We start from the raw sequence: 20,621 nt of genomic DNA, 5'->3' as shown, positions 1-20,621 counted from the left end.
TGATCGAAATGAAGAAACAGTCTCCGCAAAAGCTGATAAACGCTTCTTTTGCGCTTAAGCTGCTTGTCAGCTTGGTTGTGTTTGTTGTCATGTTCGCACTAGCGATCAGGCTTGGCGCCAAAAATGTTTCCCTCTCCGACATTTGGAGCGCCATGTTTAACCCGCTCTTGACAGGCGGTGATATTTCCATCATTCGCGAGCTCCGTTTACCCCGGGAAGTCGGCGGCGTTCTGGTAGGGGCTGCACTTGCGGTTGCCGGAGCGATTATGCAGGTTCTAACCCGAAACCCGCTCGCCGATCCCGGATTACTCGGTCTGACTGCCGGTGCAAACGCTGCACTTGCGGTTACTTTTGCTTTTATCCCCGCCATCGGTTATTTCGGAACCATGATTGCCTGTTTTATCGGCGCAACTGTTGGCTTTATGCTTGTATTCGGCATTGCTGCTCTTCGGAAACAAAACATGTCCCCCCTGCATATGGTGCTAGCCGGTTCTGCAGTATCGGCTCTGCTGACGGCCGTGGCCGAAGGAATCAGCCTGCAATTTAAGATCTCCAAAAATGTATCGATGTGGACGTCCGGCGGACTGATCGGCACGACTTGGGGGCAAATTGCAGCGATAGCCCCGGTTATTATCGTTTGCCTCGTCATTTCTATTCTGCTGTCCCGGCAGCTGACGATCCTTAGCCTGAACGAAGGAACAGCCGTGGGCCTGGGGCTTAAGATTACTCATGTCAAGATTGCGCTTTACGTGTTGATCACACTTTTGGCAGGTGCCGCGGTTGCCCTTGTTGGTAACATTGCCTTCATCGGCCTGATGATTCCGCATCTCGTGCGGGCGTTTGCCGGGACCGATTACCGTACCATTCTGCCTCTGTCCGCGATCGTTGGCGGTACTTTCATGTTGTTCGCAGATACGCTCGGGCGGATGATTAACGTCCCGTTTGAAACGCCGGTTGCAGCTATCGTGGCCGTGCTGGGCTTGCCATTCTTCCTGTTCATTGTCCGCAAAGGAGTGCGATCGTTCTCATGAAAACATCCCGTCTGTATGTTAAACAACCGTTTGTCATTTCTCTCCTCGTGCTTCTTATCCTGGGGACCATCGTAACCGGTATAGGTATCGGATCTTCCCCTGTATCGTATGGCAGGCTGATTCCGACAATCCTTGGGCACGGATCGTTCGAAGATCAATTTGTGCTCTTCTCCATCCGCCTGCCCCGGATACTGATCACGCTGCTGGCGGGTCCGGTGCCATTCTGCAGGGAATCACCCGCAATGAGCTGGCAGACCCGGGAATCGTAGGCATTAATTCCGGAGCCGGCGTCGGAGTCACCGTATTTTTCATTTTTGCGCCAATCGATGTCGCATCCTTCGTGTACATGATTCCGCTTATGGCATTCGCCGGGGCTCTGGCAACGGCTGTACTGATCTATGCATTCTCCTACACCCGCAGCAATGGGGTGCAGCCGATCAGGCTGATTATCACCGGCGTCGGTTTCTCCATGGCCCTCTCCGGTATGATGATCGTGCTCATCTCTTCCGTTGACCGAACCAAAGTGGATTTTATCTCCAAATGGCTTGCCGGCAACGTATGGGGAACAGATTGGCCTTTCGCCCTGGCCCTGCTTCCTTGGCTGATCATTCTGGTTCCCTATGTGCTATTCAAATCCAGGGCGCTGAATTTGCTTGCATTAAACGAGCACAGCGCTATCGGTGCCGGCATGGCGGTCCAAAGAGACCGTATCCTTCTGATGCTGGCGGCGGTTGCGCTGGCGGCCTCGGCCGTTTCCATGACCGGCGGGATCGCGTTTATCGGCCTGATGGCTCCGCATATTGCCAGAGCTTTGGTTGGAGCACGGCATCAGCAATTTGTGCCGGTGTCCATTCTAATCGGAGGCTGGCTGCTGCTTCTGGCAGATACGATGGGCCGCAACTTAACTCAGCCGGAATCATGGTTGCGTTTATCGAGGCCCCCTATTTCCTTTATCTTTTGTCAAAAAAAAGATGGTAGGCGGAGAAGATACGTTTCAACTTCAATAAAGGCATCTTCCACTACCTGGGCTTAGATTAAAAAACGCTAAGCCGGCCATATCCGAAGGCTTAGCGTTTTGGTGTACTTACCCTAGCTGGCGTTTAAATGCTTTACTGGCGAAGAAGTAAGCGATGAGCATGATTCCGGCACACCAGACAAGCGCGATCCAGATATCGGTGCCAACAGCCCCTTCATACAAGAGGGCGCGAATCGCATTTACGATGGAAGTCACGGGCTGGTTCTCCGCGAACGCACGGACAACTTTCGGCATGGTTTCGGTGGGGACAAAAGCCGAACTGATAAACGGCAGGAATATCAGCGGGTACGAGTAGGCTGTCGCCCCTTCCATAGACCCCGCTGTCAATCCGGGAATGACCGCCAGCCATGTCAGCGCCAGCGTAAACAGCCCGAGTATCCCAGCTACCGCAAGCCAATCCAGGATATTAGCGCCGGAACGGAAGCCCATCAGGAGCGCGACAAGGATAACCACTACAACCGTAAGCGCATTGGACACAAACGAGGTCAACACGTGAGCCCACAATACCGACGAGCGCTTGATGGGCATGGTAATGAAACGCGACATCAGCCCGCTCTTTACATCCGTAAACAGCCGCACGGAAGTGTACGCGACGCCGGATGCGATAGCCATCAGCAAAATTCCCGGCAATAAATAATTGACGTAGTTGTCCGTACCTGTCTCGATGGCGCCGCCAAATACGTAGACAAACAGCAGCATCATCATAATCGGCGTAATCGCCACCGTGATTATCGTATCCGGGCTGCGCACGATGTTGCGCATTAAACGCCCAAGCAATACCCCTGTTTTGCTTTTCATTTATATCTCCTCCTTTTTGCCGATGATCGCGAGGAAAATTTCCTCCAAGGTCGGCTGCGTCTCAATGTATTCCACTTTTGCCGGCGGGAACATCTTTTTGAGTTCGGCAAGGGTGCCGGTTGTGATGATTTTTCCGTTATGCAGGATGGCGATGCGGTCCGCCAGTTGTTCGGCTTCCTCCAGGTACTGGGTTGTCAGCAAGATGGTCGTGCCGCTGCCGGCAAGCTCCTTGACGGTATCCCAGACTTCAATCCGCGCTTCGGGGTCAAGCCCTGTCGTCGGTTCGTCGAGAAAAATGACGGCCGGCGCCCCGATCAGGCTCATGGCGATGTCGATCCGGCGCTTCATCCCGCCGGAATATTTGTCTACCCGGCGGCCCGCCGCATCGCTCAGGCTGAATCTTGCAAGCAGATTGTCGGTGACTTGAGCAGGATTGGAAACTCCCCGCAACTTGGCGATCATCATCAGGTTTTCCCGCCCGGTGAGCATGCTGTCTAAAGCTGCGAACTGCCCTGTCAGGCTGATGCTCTGGCGAACATGATCCGGTTGAAACTGGACGTCAAAGCCGCAAATATCTGCTTCGCCGCCATCGGGCTTCATCAGCGTCGAGAGGATGTTGACCGTTGTCGTCTTGCCCGCTCCATTTGAACCCAGCAGTGCGAAAATTTCACCGCGCCGCACCTCAAAATCCACCCCCTTTAAGACTTCCTTGTCTTTAAAGGATTTTTTTAACCCTTTTACAGAAATCGCTGCATGGCTCATCATTTCTCCTCCTTAAAAAAGCGCCTATCATTTACTATTTAGTCTGACTGATAATTAGTATTACTTAGTACTAAACTAAAAATATAACTGAATAGCAAGGCGGCAATTTACATTTGTAACCAGCTAATCAGTTGGTGTTGCCTATTGAACAGTCGGTATTATCCACCTGAATTTATTTTTTACCCAATCGATTCATGATACTCTGATTCAAATCTTCACGATACTTGGCGACATAGGTTTTAGCGTTGGCGACGAGTTCGTCGGCGAAGGATGCCACGTCGTCCCCGGTGATTTCCAGCACTTGTCTGCCTTCCGCCGCATCGGCTTCGAACAACTCAATTAATTCATACTGCGTGTGCAGCATTTCCATCCCGTTGCCCGCTGAGAAATTCCACCTTTGGCATGAAGCTTATAAGACGCTCCAAATATCATACGGAATATCTTATGAAGCTAAATTGACTTCAAGGCGTTGATTTTTGAAGATACAAATTCCCACTTCTCCCAAAACAATTTAAGTTCTTGGCGGCCAGCCTCATTCAGGGTGTAAAACTTGCGGGGCGGCCCCATATCCGAAGGTTTCTTTTCGATGTTGACCAGGTTTTTCTTTTCTAACCGCACGAGGATGGTGTAGACCGTCCCTTCCACGACTTCGGTAAACCCAAGCTCGTTCAGCCGGCGGGTAATCTCGTAGCCATAGGTTTCACGGCGGCTGATGATTTCCAGCACACAGCCTTCCAGCGACCCCTTCAGCATCTCAGTTAAATTTTCCATGTTTTGCACCCTTTTATTTGGTTTTATTATCCGTAACCTTATTCACGGCCTTGTTAACTTCTTGGTGGGCAGATTCTTGATAGATGTCAGCGTAGGTTTTTGAATCTTTGATTAGATCGTCGCAGAAAGCCGCTACGTCACTGCCCGTCACTTCGAGCGCGCCTTTCCCCAAGGCCGCGCCCTCTTCAAAAAGATCGATAACCCCCGAGAGCAAAGCCGTCCCGTCGGTTAGCTGGGCTGGGCCAACCTTAAAAAAATATTTTTGAATCTCTTTATAAACAATCTGATAATCTTGCGGGAGCGCTTTAACGCGGGCTACGTGCGCTCGCCACTCTTTTTTGCCTTTGATGATATCTTGTATTCTCATGTTATCCTCCTATTTACCTAATTTTTTAGCGATATTATTGTTGAGTTGCTCGCGCCACTTGTCGCGGATAGATTTAGCCCCTTCTTCGCCGGCAAGCGCTGAACAGAAGCCTTTGATATCGTCACCCAAAACCTCTTGGACACTCTGACCGTCCGCCGCCGTTTCTTCGAGCAGGCCAAGCACGCCGTCAAGAATCGGCATGAGGTTGCGGCCGGTGAAATCGGTGTGCGGCCAAAGATTGGCTTTAATTTTTTCCCATGCCGCTTGATAATCAGCCGGCAGCTTTTGGGCTCGTGCTTCAAAATTTTTAAATTCTTTAGTCATGTCATTGCCTGTGATCTTTTCCCAAAAATTCATGGCGTTTTCTCCTTTAACTTGTTAATTTTTGTGAATACGAACCTCCATTTTCCCAGATCCTCTACACTTCGTCTGACTTATATTCAGTATAACATAGTACCGAGGGAAAATTTTACTGAATAGCCTTTAGAACATTGAGCTATTCAGTATCACTCATTACGTGTACATTGTATCACTGAGTAGCCGAGGAGTCAACTGCTTTACGTTGTTCCTCTTCCTCAATCTTTTCGGGAGAGAGCCGCTCTTATTGATCTACTACACCGCCCGCATAGCGGGTGGTTTTTTTGTTCCGTACGCTTAGCGTACTCAACTGGCTTAAGTCACTAAACAAAAAAGCGTCTCTTTGACGCTTTTTGAAAACCCCCCGTCATATTGTTATCACGTCTGCAACATCTGTGATACCTTTTTCACGGGCCAGTGATATAGGAAAATCAAAATAAGTACTGGGATATGGCTCATTTTTCAATGTATAATGCCACCATTCATAATCATAGGCGTTAAAACCGCTGGACTCCATGATAGAACGCAATAACCGGCGGTTTTCAGTTTCAGCTTCAGTGATTCCCTTAGCTTCGTGATGGGAAATGACATCCATCAGATCAAAATCACCGCCCATGGGAACAAGAACGTTGGTATCTAATCGATAAAGAGTCAGATCAATGGCGCTACCGCGGCTATGACTTGATTGAGCCGCTACGTAACCTTTCCGGATCATTTCGGAGCGGTTGATATTTGGATAATGCTTTGATTTTGTACGCCCATCTTCCGGCTCTTCAGACCACTTTAGAAATCGATCCACAGCGCGTTGCGGACGATAACCGTCCCAGAGAAGCAAGCCATACCCAAGGACAGCTGCCTGCTCCTGAGCCACATGCAGCGCGGCAGCCAATTCATGGGTGCCGACAATACGATTGACTTCATAGCCATCAACCGGTTTTCCGGTGAAATTGTCCCAAGTGGCATACTTAGCATCCCAACGAATTCCGGGGAGAACTTCATCAAGGAACACAAATCCTTTTTGCATATTCTTATCCCTCCATCGCTAATGCAACTACGCGTTCAATCACATCGGCAAGCGTTAAGCCGGCGGCGGCCATCATTCTTGGATAGCGGCTGTATGAGGTACAACCAGGCATCGTGTTGACTTCATTGAGCACGACTTGCCCGTCATTCTGTAGAAACATATCCACACGAGCAAGCCCGCTGCAGCCCAAAGCCCGATAAACCTGTTTCGCTGTTTCTTGTACCCGTTTCTTATCCTGATCTGAAAGATCGGCCGGAACCTTGATCGTGGAGTTTTCAGACCCGTTTTCCGGATTTTTTTCCTGATGGATGCGGAAGAAGCCATGGGATAACCGGATTTGATCCACTTCGCCAACAAACAAGTCGTTACCGGTTCCGAGCACTGCGCAGCCTACCTCGCTGCCGGAAATCATTTGCTCAATCAGAATTTTTGTGTCATATTGTCCTGCGCTTTCGATGGCTTCCGGCAATTCGTCCATATGGAATACCTTTCTAACGCCAAAAGACGATCCGGAACGGGCTGGTTTAACAAAGACAGGATAAACAAATGGCGCCGCGTCCGGCATGTCACCTTTGTTGAATGCCAAAAAATCAGGCGTAGCGATTCCTGCGTTTCTTACGATCTCATAAGTCAAGGACTTGTCCATGCACAGCGCTGAGCTTTGGATATCGCAGCCTGCATAGGGAATGCCGGAGAGCTCCAACAGTCCCTGGATTGAGCCGTCTTCTCCCATTTTTCCATGCAAAACCGAAAACACAATATCGAGGCGGATGCTCTTGTATTTTCCTTGCTCCAACACAAGCACCCCGTGAACTTTTCTGTCCGGCGACAAAATGGCGGGAAGGCAATTTCCGCTTTCCCAATTCGCCTCAGGATAATCGCAGAGTTTCCATTCACCGGTTTTGGTGATCCCGATGTAAAGCGGATCAAATTTGTCCGGGTCAAGGTTTCTGGCGATCTCCTGTGCGGATTTTATGGAGACATCATGTTCTTCTGAGCATCCTCCGAATAAAACGGCCATCTTAAGCTTGTGCATTTAGCTTCGTCCCCTTTCGAATTCTAGGCAATTCTGAATCGTGTTCTCTACGATATCTTGCAGCGCGTGATCTGTGTAAAAAGCGGTATGCGGCGTAATCATCACATTCGGCAATTTTTGCAGCCGCCGCAGAAGTTGATTATGGATCGGCTTGTTTGTACAGTCGTGATAGAATATGCCTTCTTCGCCTTCAACGACGTCCAATGCGGCGCCCCCCAGCCTCCCATTTTCCAGAGCCCAGAACAGCGCCTCCGTATCAATAAGAGAACCGCGTGCGGTGTTAATGACAAAGGCCCCGTGTTTCAGGCTTTTGATTCGCTTCCGGTCAAGGATACGGTAAGTATCGCTATTGAGCGGCATATGCAGCGTCAGGATATCGCTTTGCCGCAGCAGTTCGTCCAGAGTAGCATATTCGGCTTTAGCTTGCGGATACAAGTTGTAAGCCAGTATGCGGCATCCGAAGCCATGTAGCCGATCAATCACCGCCTGACCGATGCGGCCTGTCCCCAAGACCCCCACCGTCATGTCGCGCAGTTCCCGTCCCGGTACAGCGCAAAGCTTGTAATCATGGACGTCTGCCCTGCATAAAACCGACTTTGCATTTCGTAAAGACATGAGTATTAACATCAAAGTATAATCTGCTACGCTGGCCGGCGAATAAGCTACATTACCAATAGTAATGCCAAGCTTTTCAGCCGCTTCCATGTCAATGTGGTTGCAGCCTATACTTCTTGTGGATATATAAGCGACGCCGTTTTCCTTGAGGGCGCGAAGAGTTGAAGGCCCTATTTCCGTTTTATGGTTAACGCTAATACAGCAATTGCCTGATGCCAACGCGGCGTTTTCTGCCGATACCGCTGACTCAATGATCGTCGGTTCAACACCATAATGCGGTGAATACCTCCTGAACAGATCCGCTTCGTACTTTTCACATCCGTAAATCGTGATCCCTGTTTTCTCCATGGTGTCAACTGTCCTTTCTGCAAAATAAAAGCCTGCCAGCTTTGATAAAACCATGTTATCAAGAGCGGACAGGCCGTATTTTAAGATTGAGTTATTTAATTCCTAAGAAAATCCTAACATCAGATTGAGGTTTGCCTAATGCGTAACGGGTAAAGAGACCGTAAAGGTAACTGTGTTATCTTTGCTTTGGGCCACAATGATTCCACTATGCAGGGTGACGATTTCTTTGGCGATGGACAACCCTAACCCGGAACCGCCAGTGCCCGCCGTGCGCGCTTCATCCAAGCGATAGAACTTCTCGAAAATAGCGGCCAGCTTGTCCTGTGGAATGGTATTGCCTTGATTTTGAAAAACGATCTTTATATCACCCTCTATTTCCTCTGCGGAAATAACGATTTCCGTGTTTGGGTAGCTGTATGCGGCCGCGTTTTTCAAAATATTATTGAATACCCGCGCCAGCTTCACCGGGTCGCCGTACACGGTCAAGTTTTCGTCGGCGTGAAGCACAGTGGTATTTCCTTTTTCGGAGAGGATCGGATAAAACTCGTCCGTCATTTGCACAAGCATGTAGTAGAGGTCGATCGTTTCCTTTTCCAGCTTGATTTGCTGCAAGTTGTACCGGGTGATTTCAAAAAATTCGTTGATTTGTTCCTCCAAGCGATAGGCTTTGTCAAGTGTAATGTGAGTATATTTAGCTCTCTGCTCCACGGGCATATCGGGAGCCTCGCCCAATAAACTCAAGTAACCAATTACAGATGTAAGCGGAGTCCTGATGTCGTGGGCCAAATAAACGACCAAATCATTTTTGCGTTGCTCCGCTTCCTGAGCGGCCTTCTTCTGTCTTTTCAACTTGTCCTTTATGGTATTCAGACGATTTTCCATGAATTCCATCTCCGGGGAGAGGGATATTCTATCCTCTGAATCTTCCACAAGCCGATCCATGCCGGAGCTGATTTCATCAAAATGTTTTGTGAACCAGGAGATCGTAAACCAAGAAAGAATAACCAGAAAAACCAGGGTCAAAAGAAGCATAATGAGATCTAAGTTATTGCGAAATACATAATGATAGATGAGCAGTGCATCGGAGTTGTTCAGATTAAAAATATAAATCAGGAATTGAACGATGCGATCTCCAATCTGTCCCCGCAAAATATCCCGCATCAAAAGGACAGTAACAGCAGCAATGATAGTAATCAGCAGCATCTGTAAAAAAGCTTTTCGCTTCAGCATTGCGTAATTGCCCTTCTTATTGCTTTTCAATTTTATAGCCGACCCCCCATACGGTTTTGATATACTTTGGTTTTTCTACAGTGTCGCCCATTTTTTCACGCAAGTGACGGATATGGACGGTGATCGTATTGTTGCTTTTGCTGTAATACTCGTCCTTCCAAATCTCAGAAAAAAGTTCCTCGGCACTCACCACTCTGCCCTTTCGCTCCAGTAAAATGCGGAGTATGGAAAACTCGGTGGGTGTCAGTTCAAGAGGTTGTTCATTCAGTAGGCACTCATGCGTGTTTACATCCATAACCAAACCTGAATGGACGATTACAGGTTCAGTCACAGGCGCAGACTGTGGCGTGTTGTATTTTTTATAGCGCCGCAATTGTGCTTTTACACGCGCTACCATCTCAAGCGGACGGAACGGTTTTGTGATATAGTCGTCGGCACCCAAGGTTAGCCCCGTAATTTTATCCGTCTCTTCATCTTTGGCCGTCAACATAATGATGGGATAGGTATGCTGTTCCCGTATTTTCCGGCAAAGCGTAAAGCCATTGATGTCCGGCAGCATAATGTCCAGAATGGCCAGGTCAAGCTCCGCCCGATCAATGCAGGCAAGAGCTTCCTTTGCAGAGTAAAACTTGAACACTTCATAATTTTCATTGCGCAGATACACTTCTATTAAATCCGCTATTTCATGTTCATCGTCAACAACGAGAACTTTAGCGCACATCATTTTCAGCCCCTTTCCGACAGAACTCAACATCCTACTAGTTTACTAAATTCGGCAACTAAATTTATGACTTCCAGCTTGAGAATTTATTAAGATTTTCATAAGGACCCCAACTTCCTTCGCTGCGCCTCGTTTAATGATATTTTAAAAAGCCGATCAAATTGATCGGCTCGAACAAGCCTACATATTCACAGAATCTCCGTTCGCCCGGTGGTAGCGCGCCAGCACATCCCCTGGCAGCACACTCGCTAGCCTTCCCAAGTGAAGGGAACCATTGGCATATGGCCAAGCTCCACCGATAAAAATGTTTCTTATGGTAATTCACCTCCTTTTTATAGGAAAACAACAAAAAGACTCCCATCCCTAAAGGGACGAGAGTGTTAGCTCACGTGGTACCACCCAGTTTCATCAATGTCTTACGGCATTCACCTCTTCAAGTACGCCGCAGGACGCGGTTATACTCTAGCACGATAACGGGTGCGGGTTCCCGGCGCAACCTACTTCCGGATTGGGGATTCGATGCGCGGCTCAGAGACCATATTCGCGGGAAACATCTTTGCTCCTTTTCACCAACCGGAGCTTTCTGGGTGTTCTTACTTTTCCGATTCCAGCATAAGCTCATATATTTTGCGCGTTGTATTTACGTTCCTTACCGTTGTTTGTCGATAAATATCTGATGTTCTGTATTTTGATTATAAGCAACTTCACTGACAGTTACTGTCAATGAAGTTTGGTTCCAATATCCTGTATATCTTCTTAGGATGGAAATTCAGCAGAATAACTTTGGCCCATTTGCTAATGAACAGAAAACCACCAATCATTCATAAGTTTCTTATGAATATTGGCGGTTTTGTTTACTTTAATATTCTCCTTTAATTACAAAAAACGAGCCCCGAATGGTTCCGGCCAGTTTAGACTTCTGCCGGGCAAACTTAAACTTCCCTTCCAACTCCCGGGGTACCTCCATCCCCTCGGAAAGCTTGAAACCAACGGCCCGCTTCTTAGGGTCATCAACTGTATACAAAACGTTGACCGCAAGACCATCCTCATAAAAAACGAAGGCCCATTTGATATTTTCCACTTGAAAACGCGATGTCTCTAAAGGCTTGGCCGCAAACTCAATGTCACGTTCTTCTTTCAAAATCCGGTTCACATAAGCAAGGGTCTCTTGGCTTTCGGCTGCGGGTACAACCGTAAATTCATGCTTATATTTGTTCATGAAGTAACGGGCTTCATTTGCACGTAAACCGGCAAGCGCTTCTGCTACGGGTGAAGACTCTAAGCCAACCGTAGACACATTTTTAAAATCAACGATATAGGACATGCTCATACCCCCTTATGATCTCTTTATTTCCTAACCACAGGAATCCACATTTCGCCAAATACTAAACCGTTTCGCTGCCCCATCACGACCGATGTATTTGGCCCGCCAACATAGGCAAAATCCTTGGCTTCCGGCAAGGCTTGGCCAAAGGCAATGCCGGCAAGCGTATTATTTAGCTCTTCAACCGACTTTCCTTCCCCTTTAACAACCAGGTATTCCCCCTTAGGAAATTGAATAACCCTGGTTGCTTCCGGTAGCGAGGCCTCGCTCATTACACCAGCATAATGCATCATCTTGTTATTCACCGCTTCGTTCACGGCAAAAATGTAGTCATTTTCGGCTATGGCCTTTAAAGTGTCCAGCGTTCCATCTTGTTTCACTGCCTGCCAAAAGTCTGCCTTCTCTTTGTTTATGCCGGCATAGTCCGTGTAATCGCTCTTAAGCTCGATTCCAATGCCCAAAACGGTGAAGTTGTCTTTTTCCTCAAGGGTATAATTTGCCATATTCAAAACCTTCCTCTTTTTTAAATTTATCAAATGATTTGTCTTTTCACTTGATGGGTTTATAATAACCATAAATCATGTCAAAAAATGATACCGTTTAGGGGGTCCCGATGAAAAAGGTTGAACGGATTAATACCATCATGCGGTATATCAACAATCGCGCCCATTTTACCATTTCTGAAATCATGCGAGAATTCAATATCTCCCGCTCGACAGCCATTAGAGATATCCGAGAGATTGAAGCCATGGGGATGCCGCTTGTCGCTGAAGCCGGAAGGGACGGGGGTTATTTTGTCATGAACAACTCGGTCCTGCCCACGGTCCGCTTTACCGATAATGAGATTAAAGCTCTGTTTATTGCCTTTATGGCCACGAGAAATCAACAACTTCCTTATCTAAAGAGTCGTCAGTCTTTAGCTGAAAAGTTACTCGGCCTGATCTCGGAAAACCAGCAGGATGACCTGGTTCTTTTAAATGAAATATTGCTGTTTGAAGGGACCAACCCCCATAATCCCGACCTGCTTGATCTGTCGGACCTGCCCCACCCCATGCTGGAAAAACTCATCCAAATCCTGCTTCTGGACAGCTATTTATTGGTGTCCATCGAAGAAGAGAAGGAAATAAAGTCGTATCCGATTTATCTCTTGCACCTTTATCGTGAAAAAAGCTTATGGTTAATTGAAGGCTTTGACTTAGAGGAAGAAAAGAGGCGGATTGTTCCTGTCGACAATCTCACCGATGTAGAACCCTACCCTGCGAAAAAAAGAACAAGTAAGAAAAAGATTTTAGAACAATTAAGCAAGCAGGAAGAAGATATCAACCTTGTCCTTGAACTTGGTCCCAAGGCGATTGCCCAGTTCAAAAAATACCATCCTTTAAAAGTTTCACTTTCCTATACAAATCCTTACCAAACCACAGCTATTCTTAAGGCTTTTATCAATGTTCATCATTCGGAAGAATTAGCCGAAATCATAAATTGGCTACTTTTCTTAGGTGGGGATATCAAGGTCAGGGAGATGCCGGAAGAAGTCTCGGAAGGGTTACAAGAGAGATTAAACTTATACTGCCCCTAGGCAGTGCCGGCCAGACATCAATCAATATCAAATCAAAATGTTAGAGAAGATGCCTGATGACGCCGACAGCTCGTACAACTCCAATGGCAAGTTCTTGTCCGCCGACAATTCCCACTCGGCGCACGATTATTCATATGCTGACAATGCCAACAGAGCGATGTTGATCACTTCTTCGAGATCTTCGCGGCTGGCCCCGTTCACAGCCTGGACCGTCATGCCGTACACGAGGGTTGTGACGTACCGGGCGAGGGCGGCAGGGTTGGCGTGCTCGGGCAAATCCCCATCCTTCTTGGCTTGCTCCAACCGGGTACTTAGCGCTTGTTCGATTTGAACGCGTTGATCGGTCAATAATTGTTTGATCGGATCGGATTCCTCGCTGCCTGTAAGGGCTCCTTTGATTAATAAACAGCCTGGAGAATAATCGGGATTGACCACCGAATCCGCCGTTGCCCGAAGAAGTTTCTCGATGACGGATCGAGCTGTCGGTTCGTTCAGCGCAGTCACGGAAGCTTGAATGGGCGCTTCGCTCATATATAAATCAAACGCTATGTGAAACAGTTTCTCTTTGCTGCCGAAAGTGGCATAAAAGCTTGAACGGTTGATCTTCATGGCTTCGGTCAGGTCCGACAACGAAGTCCCTTCATACCCCTTTTGCCGAAAAACCTTCAGGGCACGCTCAAGCGCTTGTTTAATGTCAAATTCCCGTGGACGTCCGGCTGCCATAACCATCCCACCCTTTTTCGTATGTCAGATAAGTGATATTTTACTACACAGCTCGGAATTTGCAATGATTTCGGAAAATATGAAAAGATCCAAGCTGTCCAGAAAGATCGGCGGCAATCCGATCTCCTGACAGTTTGGATCATTTTGCTTACATCGTCTGTTTCTCGTTTACTCTGCCTTCGTTAAGAAAACGCTTGTGGTTAAACGCTCCCGCCCCCATCGACATTCAGGCTTGCTCCGGTAATATAACTGGATTCAGGCGAAGCGATAAAAGCCACCATACTGGCAATTTCGGATGCCTTTCCGTGTCTCCCTAGCGGAATCGCCTTTACGAATGAAGAATAGGGACCCTCCGCAGGATTCATATCCGTATCGGTCATTCCTGGTTGAATATTATTGACTGTAATGCCATGAGGCGCCAGATCGCGCGCCAGCCCTCGTGTCAATCCGGCTACCGCGGCTTTGGTCGAGATATACAGGCTGTTTCCAGGGAATGGGTTGCTGTCGGCGGCCACACTGCCAATATTGATGACACGACCGCCTTGTGTCATTTGCGGAGCGGCCGCTTGAACAGCAACGAATACCGCTTTCCAATTAACCGCCACCATTTGATCGAATTCTTCAAGGGTATATTGGTCGTATGGCTTCAAACCTGCAATGCCGGCATTATTTACAAGAATATCAATACCGCCAAAGGCTTGGATCGCCTCTTCGACGGCGCCTTTCACTGCCCCGGCATCGGCGCTGTCCGCGCGAATCGCCAAAGCGTGCCCACCTGCGCTTTTAACTTCTTGTACCAGTTCCTCTGCCTTGCTTTGCGCACTGACATAAGTAAAAGCAACCGACGCGCCGTCTTCTGCGAGCCTTTTCACGATGGCTGCGCCAATGCCGCGAGCTCCTCCGGTGACCAATGCTTTTTTGCCGGCTAAGGGTTTATTCATTGTGCTTGACGTATTCAAATGTAAAACTCCTCTCCATTCAATTTTGGACCTTTCGGTTCATAATTAGGTATGACGCTATTATGAACCTTTTGGTTCAAAATTGCAAGAAGTAATTTTTTTGCTCGTTAACGGCTAATATCCATTCATAAAATTGGAGTGCTGCAGCAAGCTCTAGACTGGCTTGAATAGCGAAACAGCGACAGCCTATGGACCGAATCATCAAGTCCTTAACTGTCGCCGCTTCATTGGAACTAACCTTTACAATTTCTCGATATACCCTTCTGTTCCATGCACGCGAATTCGTTGCCCGTCTTTGATCAGTTTGGTCGCATTTTCCACTCCGACAACGGCTGGTAAACCATATTCACGCGCAATAACGGCTCCATGGGTCATCAGTCCGCCAACTTCGGTGACTAGGCCTTTGATGGATACAAACAAGGGCGTCCAGCTAGGGTCGGTGAAGGAGGTGACTAATATATCTCCATCTTCCAGATCGGCATCTTCCATATTTAAGATGACACGTGCTCGTCCCTCGATCACTCCGGAAGAAACAGGCAGACCCGCAATAGCTCCGGCTGGGAGATTTTCTCGTTTGTACTCCCCAGCGATGATTTCACCATCAGACGTGATAACACGTGGTGGAGTTAGTTTTTCGTATAATTTGTACTCGTCTTTTCGTTGGCTGATGATCCGGTAATCCAGTTGATTGGTGCGGGCAGCTTCGTGAAGTTCTTCAAAGGTGAGATAGTAGATATCTTCTTTATTACGAATAACGCCCGCTTGCACGAGTTGTTCGGCTTCTTTGAGCAAAGCCTGCTTATAAACGAAGTAGCGGTTAATATAACTATATTTTGGATATTCCCGATATCCAATGAGATTCCGGACTAGGTCGATCATTCGTTTTGTCTCTTTGGCTTTTTGTTCGCCATCCGGTAATTGCTTCAATCGCTTCAATAACTCTTGTTCTTTTTTCAATGCTTCCTGTCGCCCTTGCTCAAACTTCCGCTTTGCGGCATTAGGCTCAAAGTTTTTGATATTACCCAGAATCATGGGGACAAGTGTAATTGGTTTTTCGCTCCAGCGAGGTCTGGTAATATCGATTTCTCCGGTGCATCGCATGCCGTATTTGCTGAGATAAGCATTGATCGCATCACGTGCTTCCTGCCCGCCCTCAAACTTATGCAATTCATCCATAAAGTGATCATCTTGTACTTGCTGCAAATACGCAATGACTTCCGGGTAAGGACGTATCACATCTGCGACATCCATTAGCGCCAGACCCATTTCCGAAGTGATATTGTTTGGTACAGATTGAGACAGCGTATCTGCTGCGTTTTTTTCCCCCAACCACTCCAGCATTTTTTCATTGATCCATGATGAAGCATTCATAGCAGTCATAATCACACCAAAGCTGCGTGGATCAGACACGCTCTTCCTCTCCCTTAATTCCTGGATATCTTTCAGGATAAAATCAAACAGATCGGCTCCTGATTTCGTTTGGATCTTATGTTTTAACTCCTCGATCGATGATTCACTTTGCTTAATCAACTCAGAAACGATTGCCGGATCGTAATCGTTTAGGGTTTGATAATCCGCAGGCGCCGGACCTTGATTGCTTTTACCGTAACTCTGTTCTTTCTTGTCATCCGGTACCGATTTTATAAAACTCCCCCGCTCTATGACGGTCGTCAATGCATCTTTTATGAGCGGATCGTTTTTTCCCAGGACATTTATTAAAGTTTCCCTGCCGGAAGGTGAAGCCAGCATAAGTGAAACATCAACAAACAACCTTCCGCCGGCTTTACGCATGGGCGCAGGAGTTAGCAACAGGTAAAAAGACAATCCCAATGGTTTCATGGGGTCGGTCATCATTTGTTGGTGACCCACAGATACATAAACGTGATTTTCCTGATCATTCGCCTCAGGGATCGGGTATAAAGTTGTGATCGGCCGGCTCTGGACGATATAAAAAGTGCCATCCGCCAAACACCATTCAATATCTTGCGGCTGGCCGAAATAAGCTTCGATCCGTCTCCCGATGCGTGCCAGCTGTAAAATTTGCTCATCCGTCAGGGTTTGCGTGTTTTGCCGATCAGGATCGATCTGCTTTGTCTCCGTTCCCCCTTCTTTTCGTCCATAGATCGCTAAATTTTTGGCGGCGATCCTTTTATCGATGATTTCCCCATCCCGTACTTTATAACCATCGGCAGATACCAAGCCGGAGACCAGCGCTTCTCCAAGCCCAAAACCGGCATCGATGGACAGCAGCTTTCGGTTTCCGGTCATCGGATCGGCGGTAAATAAAATCCCCGAAGCCTGCGGGAAAACCATCCTTTGCACGATAACGGATAAATAAACCTGACGGTGGTCGAATCCGTTTTGCATTCGGTAGATGACCGCGCGATCGGTAAACAGCGACGCCCAACATTTGCGGATATGCTGCAAGATCGCATCGATGCCGATAATATTTAAAAAGGAGTCTTGTTGACCGGCAAAAGAGGCATGCGGCAAATCTTCGGCAGTCGCACTGGAACGCACGGCAAAGCCAAGCCCCTGGCCAAACTGGGATAGACAGTGAGCTACTGCTTTCACAACATCGGAAGGAATTTCGGCGTCCAAAATGATTTGCCGAATCTTCCCGCTGATTTCCCCGATTTGATCGCGATCTTCTGCTTTTAGCATGGTTAGTCGATTAAGCAAAGCTTGATACGTTTCGTTTTGTTCGATGGCTTTTTGAAATCCCGCGGTTGTAACACAAAATCCTTCAGGTACTTGTATTCCTTTTAGTTTTGATAACTCCCCTAAATTCAACCCTTTTCCGCCAACGAGCGAAAGCTGCGTTTTTTCGATTTCCTTGAAGCCGAGAACCAACGAACTCATTCCACATCTCTCCTAACCATTAAATTGAGAAAAAACATTTGACAAGAGTTTACCGGCGTGTTACACTTAAAATGTAAGATGAGATATTTGTGACCATATTCATTGACACAGTCGTGGATTGATTATATCATCGTGTGTTTTTATATGCAATATTAAAGAACCTGGCAAAATTGCCCAGGTTCTTTTTTTGATTCTCGACTAATATTACGACAAATGGCTACTTCCAAAATGTTATCTTATCAGAACCTAATCGAACCGACTCATGCCCCTCTTCCTTGGCTTTTCCGATTGAAATAATCATGACCGGGACATAGCGCTCTTCATCTAAACCAAATGCTTCAGCCGGCATTTTTCCTTGTTCCACAGCCGTATTGTATATTTCTTCAGCATAGAAATAGCTTTGGGTATCGCCAAAAATTAATACCATGGCTGATGAAGTATCATTTTGCAGCGTATTGAAACGCACAAGAGGTCTTAGTTTTTCTTTTCCTTCCGGAGTATCCACCACAACTACACGCCAAGGCTGCATATTTGCGGAGGACGGAGCCAAACTGGCTTCCGCAATCATTTCGCTCATCTCTTCTTTCGATATTTTAACATTTTCATCATACTTGCGGACGGAGCGTCGTCCCTTGACTATATTAGCGAAATCGTTATTTTGAATATTGTTGAACATAGAATCTCTCCTTTTTGATAACAGTGGATTTTTTGACATGGTGTATTTCGTTCGTTATCATATTCGTATTATGAACTATGAACTTAGGTTTATAGCAAGAAATAACGAGGTCATCTGATGAAAATAAATGAAGTTTCCAAACGGACCGGTCTGCCCATATCAACATTGAGGTTCTATGAACGCAAAAAGCTAATTCCGGACGTATTCGTTAAAAGAGATGAAAATAATTACCGGATTTATTCCGAAGAGATTGTTGAGTTTCTGGATGATGTGAAGGCCCTTTTATCCGCGGACTTTTCTATAGAAGAATTAAGTTTGATGGTCAATCAACAACTTAACTTATCCTACGAGGTAAAGAAGAAAATGGTGGAGCAAAAAATCAAAGAAATTGAAGAGATCGAGGAGCAATTGAAAAAGTCGAAAAAATTCTTGAGTGCAGTTTTGGAAGGTAAAGTGAATTTTCGAACAAAATGTTAAGAACAATTAACGTACAGAAAAAAAGGACATTCCGTTTCCCTGAAACGGATGTCCATATTGGTGTGTAATACTAAGCGCATTCCTTATGTTCCGGCTTACCCCGTGAATTCCTGCACCCACTCGCTATTGTAGTAAGCAACACCGATTTTGGTATAGGAGCTGTTTAAAATATTGGCTTTATGCCCCGGACTGTTCATCCAATCGTTCATCACTTGGGTAGGGCTGCTTTGCCCTTTGGCAATATTTTCACCGGCTGAATTGTAGGTAATTCCGAACTCCTTCATCATATCGAACGGGGATCCGTGTGTTGGGGAATTATGATCGAAGTAGTTGTTGTTATACATGTCTTGTGCCTTGACCATCGCCATATTGGACAACTCGGGACTCATGGTAAGAGCGGCTAAACCTGCTTTGCTTCTTTCCTTATTGACCAAATCCAGTACTTGCTGCGCAAATTGGGAGGAATCCTGAGCTTGTCCTGTAGTGCCTGTAGTAGGTGAAGGCGTTGAAGGTGTCGGATTCGTTGGTCTTGATGGAACTTGATTGGTCGGATTGGAAGGTACCGGGTTTGTCGGATTTCCGGCAGGTGGAATGAAGTCCCCTATATTGGAAGGAAATCCATCGGGAGTTTCTTTTATCCTAACCGATCCGTGAGCCTTAGTTGATGTAGCTATTGAAGACGCCTGTGTGGTGACAGGAGTTGGTGCAGCCGTTTGAGCTTTCATTGAAGGGGTCTTTCCCGCCGTGTTGTTTCCCGCCGCATTGTTGCCGGCCGCACACCCCGATACCAGCAATATTGCTGCCAATAAAATATACTTTACCATATTCCAATCTCCTCTGTTCGTTAAAGTAATGAATAACTGCACTTAATTTTTCCGGCGGGGCCCCGATTTATTCTTACACGAACAGACTAACATAATCAGCAAAAATGCCTTGACCGACTCATGGCCAAGGCTATTGGCATACGGGCGGATCGAAGCCGCTATTATGCTTGAATTATCCAATTTTATACAGAAATAAGATTATTAAATTCTCCGCGTCTCCTCTTTCCTTCTATAATGCAACGGCGCATGGCCCGTGACCGCCTTGAACACTCGACCGAAGTGCGTCACGCTTCCGAACCCCACCTTTCTCGCGATCAAGTTGACCTTTTTGGAAGAACTCTCAAGCAGCTTTATGGCTTCTTTGATCCGTACGCTGTTCACATACTCTACGAACGCGAAGCCCGTCGCTTCTTTGAAGGATCGGCTCAAATAATACGGGCTGATATAAAATCTATCCGCTAGCAAATGAAGCGACAATTCCTCCATGTAATGCTCGTTGATATAGCGGACAATCTCCGATATTCGTTCATGCATCGGACTTGGCGATGCCGGCAGCTCCGCATCCTGTTGCCGGAAGTGCCTGCAGCACATGATGAGCAGCTGCACGGCGAGCGTCTGGGCAAACAATTCGAAGCCGCTACTGCGTTCCCGAATCTCCTGAATAATCGCTCTGGAAAGCGTTTCGAGCGGTTGTCTATTGCGCAAGGAGCCGTTCACGATCAGATAATCCCGATCCAGCAAAGGCCAAAGCGCCTCCTTGTGGGCGCCGTCCGGCGAAAATAGCCGCTCGTGCATATTGATAATGAACCGCTCATGCTTCGGCCGCTCCGCATTGGTCGTACGGTGCAGAATATTGGGAGCAATGATGACGACATCGCCTTCGTTAATCGTAATCGTCCGGTCCTGAATAAAAAATTCCCGCTTGCCGGACATCAGATAATAGATTTCGTAAGTGCTGTGAAAATGGCTCACCGGCATATGGTGGCTTAACGCTTTCCGGTGGGATACCTCGAAAGTACCCGTATGATTCTCGAAATATAGATCTCCCAATCCGCTCCGCACTCCCTTCCGTACCTGTTGTTACATTATATCGCAAGAAATGAG

General features: G+C 47.1%; 21 protein-coding genes and 3 pseudogenes. 4 read left to right on the top strand and 20 right to left on the bottom strand.

Features of this window, described 5'->3' with window-relative positions:
• The first annotated feature begins 8 nt into the window (after positions 1-8).
• Together NYE74_RS19735 and NYE74_RS19730 are read left to right on the top strand one after the other, a co-directional pair.
• The gene (locus tag NYE74_RS19735) at positions 9-1,031 is read left to right on the top strand and encodes a FecCD family ABC transporter permease (RefSeq protein WP_124332222.1); all 1,023 of its coding nucleotides are present in this window, start codon (positions 9-11) and stop codon (positions 1,029-1,031) included.
• Positions 1,028-2,009: pseudogene (locus NYE74_RS19730) on the top strand (FecCD family ABC transporter permease). The gene NYE74_RS19735 and the pseudogene NYE74_RS19730 overlap by 4 nt, the downstream one beginning before the upstream one ends.
• Positions 2,010-2,115: 106 nt before the next feature.
• On the opposite strand, the gene NYE74_RS19725 reads toward NYE74_RS19730, so the two are convergent.
• From NYE74_RS19725 to NYE74_RS19660, 14 genes and pseudogenes are all read right to left on the bottom strand, one after another.
• Entirely contained in the window at positions 2,116-2,865 is a 750-nt protein-coding gene (locus NYE74_RS19725) for an ABC transporter permease (protein WP_124332105.1), read from the bottom strand.
• Complete coding sequence (locus NYE74_RS19720) at positions 2,866-3,627, bottom strand: ABC transporter ATP-binding protein (RefSeq protein WP_316560792.1); 762 nt, start codon at positions 3,625-3,627, stop codon at positions 2,866-2,868. It abuts the gene before it with no gap.
• A gap of 172 nt (positions 3,628-3,799) precedes the next feature.
• A pseudogene (locus tag NYE74_RS19715) lies at positions 3,800-4,021 on the bottom strand (DUF1048 domain-containing protein); the annotation flags it as partial.
• Positions 4,022-4,077: 56 nt separating this feature from the next.
• Positions 4,078-4,398 (bottom strand): PadR family transcriptional regulator, encoded by a 321-nt coding sequence (locus NYE74_RS19710; RefSeq protein WP_124332103.1) that lies wholly within the window; start codon positions 4,396-4,398, stop codon positions 4,078-4,080.
• A gap of 13 nt (positions 4,399-4,411) precedes the next feature.
• Positions 4,412-4,765 (bottom strand): DUF1048 domain-containing protein, encoded by a 354-nt coding sequence (locus NYE74_RS19705; protein ID WP_124332102.1) that lies wholly within the window; start codon positions 4,763-4,765, stop codon positions 4,412-4,414.
• 9 nt (positions 4,766-4,774) lie between these two features.
• Positions 4,775-5,122: a DUF1048 domain-containing protein gene (locus NYE74_RS19700; RefSeq protein WP_124332101.1), complete on the bottom strand. Its 348-nt coding sequence runs from the start codon at positions 5,120-5,122 to the stop codon at positions 4,775-4,777.
• Between the two features lie 367 nt (positions 5,123-5,489).
• Entirely contained in the window at positions 5,490-6,146 is a 657-nt protein-coding gene (gene vanX, locus NYE74_RS19695; RefSeq protein ID WP_270618732.1) for a D-Ala-D-Ala dipeptidase VanX, read from the bottom strand.
• A gap of 4 nt (positions 6,147-6,150) precedes the next feature.
• The gene (vanA, locus tag NYE74_RS19690) at positions 6,151-7,182 is read right to left on the bottom strand and encodes a D-alanine--(R)-lactate ligase (protein WP_341005128.1); all 1,032 of its coding nucleotides are present in this window, start codon (positions 7,180-7,182) and stop codon (positions 6,151-6,153) included.
• The gene (locus tag NYE74_RS19685; protein WP_316560794.1) at positions 7,183-8,145 is read right to left on the bottom strand and encodes a D-isomer specific 2-hydroxyacid dehydrogenase family protein; all 963 of its coding nucleotides are present in this window, start codon (positions 8,143-8,145) and stop codon (positions 7,183-7,185) included.
• Positions 8,146-8,280: 135 nt separating this feature from the next.
• Positions 8,281-9,375, bottom strand: a complete 1,095-nt coding sequence (locus NYE74_RS19680) for a sensor histidine kinase (RefSeq protein WP_316560795.1) — start codon at positions 9,373-9,375, stop codon at positions 8,281-8,283.
• A 16-nt stretch (positions 9,376-9,391) separates the two neighbouring features.
• Positions 9,392-10,096, bottom strand: coding sequence for a VanR-ABDEGLN family response regulator transcription factor (vanR, locus tag NYE74_RS19675; RefSeq protein ID WP_124332221.1), 705 nt, complete (start codon positions 10,094-10,096; stop codon positions 9,392-9,394).
• A 189-nt stretch (positions 10,097-10,285) separates the two neighbouring features.
• A pseudogene (locus NYE74_RS19670) lies at positions 10,286-10,411 on the bottom strand (class I tRNA ligase family protein); the annotation flags it as partial.
• 544 nt (positions 10,412-10,955) lie between these two features.
• A complete protein-coding gene (locus NYE74_RS19665) occupies positions 10,956-11,420 on the bottom strand; it encodes a hypothetical protein (RefSeq protein WP_036622929.1) in 465 nt (154 codons plus the stop codon).
• A gap of 23 nt (positions 11,421-11,443) precedes the next feature.
• Complete coding sequence (locus tag NYE74_RS19660) at positions 11,444-11,923, bottom strand: GyrI-like domain-containing protein (protein WP_270618735.1); 480 nt, start codon at positions 11,921-11,923, stop codon at positions 11,444-11,446.
• A gap of 110 nt (positions 11,924-12,033) precedes the next feature.
• On the opposite strand from NYE74_RS19660, the gene NYE74_RS19655 reads away from it, so the two are divergent.
• Positions 12,034-12,996: a helix-turn-helix transcriptional regulator gene (locus NYE74_RS19655; RefSeq protein ID WP_036622927.1), complete on the top strand. Its 963-nt coding sequence runs from the start codon at positions 12,034-12,036 to the stop codon at positions 12,994-12,996.
• A gap of 126 nt (positions 12,997-13,122) precedes the next feature.
• Here NYE74_RS19655 and NYE74_RS19650 read toward each other — a convergent pair whose 3' ends face one another.
• The 4 genes from NYE74_RS19650 to NYE74_RS19635 form a co-directional block, all read right to left on the bottom strand.
• A complete protein-coding gene (locus NYE74_RS19650; protein ID WP_036622926.1) occupies positions 13,123-13,719 on the bottom strand; it encodes a TetR/AcrR family transcriptional regulator in 597 nt (198 codons plus the stop codon).
• A 200-nt stretch (positions 13,720-13,919) separates the two neighbouring features.
• Positions 13,920-14,678: a 3-oxoacyl-ACP reductase family protein gene (locus NYE74_RS19645; RefSeq protein WP_218032600.1), complete on the bottom strand. Its 759-nt coding sequence runs from the start codon at positions 14,676-14,678 to the stop codon at positions 13,920-13,922.
• A 240-nt stretch (positions 14,679-14,918) separates the two neighbouring features.
• Positions 14,919-17,540 carry a phosphoenolpyruvate synthase gene (gene ppsA / locus NYE74_RS19640; protein WP_124332095.1) on the bottom strand — a complete coding sequence of 874 codons (2,622 nt, stop codon included), beginning with the start codon at positions 17,538-17,540 and terminating at the stop codon, positions 14,919-14,921.
• Between the two features lie 217 nt (positions 17,541-17,757).
• Positions 17,758-18,216: a nitroreductase family protein gene (locus NYE74_RS19635; protein ID WP_213510394.1), complete on the bottom strand. Its 459-nt coding sequence runs from the start codon at positions 18,214-18,216 to the stop codon at positions 17,758-17,760.
• A gap of 117 nt (positions 18,217-18,333) precedes the next feature.
• On the opposite strand from NYE74_RS19635, the gene NYE74_RS19630 reads away from it, so the two are divergent.
• Positions 18,334-18,693 carry a MerR family transcriptional regulator gene (locus NYE74_RS19630; protein WP_036622922.1) on the top strand — a complete coding sequence of 120 codons (360 nt, stop codon included), beginning with the start codon at positions 18,334-18,336 and terminating at the stop codon, positions 18,691-18,693.
• A gap of 95 nt (positions 18,694-18,788) precedes the next feature.
• On the opposite strand, the gene NYE74_RS19625 is transcribed toward NYE74_RS19630, so the two are convergent.
• Positions 18,789-19,517: a CAP domain-containing protein gene (locus NYE74_RS19625; protein ID WP_036622921.1), complete on the bottom strand. Its 729-nt coding sequence runs from the start codon at positions 19,515-19,517 to the stop codon at positions 18,789-18,791.
• Between the two features lie 201 nt (positions 19,518-19,718).
• Complete coding sequence (locus tag NYE74_RS19620; protein WP_036622920.1) at positions 19,719-20,567, bottom strand: AraC family transcriptional regulator; 849 nt, start codon at positions 20,565-20,567, stop codon at positions 19,719-19,721.
• Between the last annotated feature and the right edge of the window lie 54 nt (positions 20,568-20,621).

The sequence above is a fragment of the Paenibacillus sp. FSL P4-0127 genome, assembly GCF_038007325.1.
Taxonomy (GTDB): domain Bacteria; phylum Bacillota; class Bacilli; order Paenibacillales; family Paenibacillaceae; genus Fontibacillus; species Fontibacillus macerans.
Note: the sequence above shows the minus strand (reverse complement) of the source record. Positions and strands in the feature narration are given on the sequence as shown.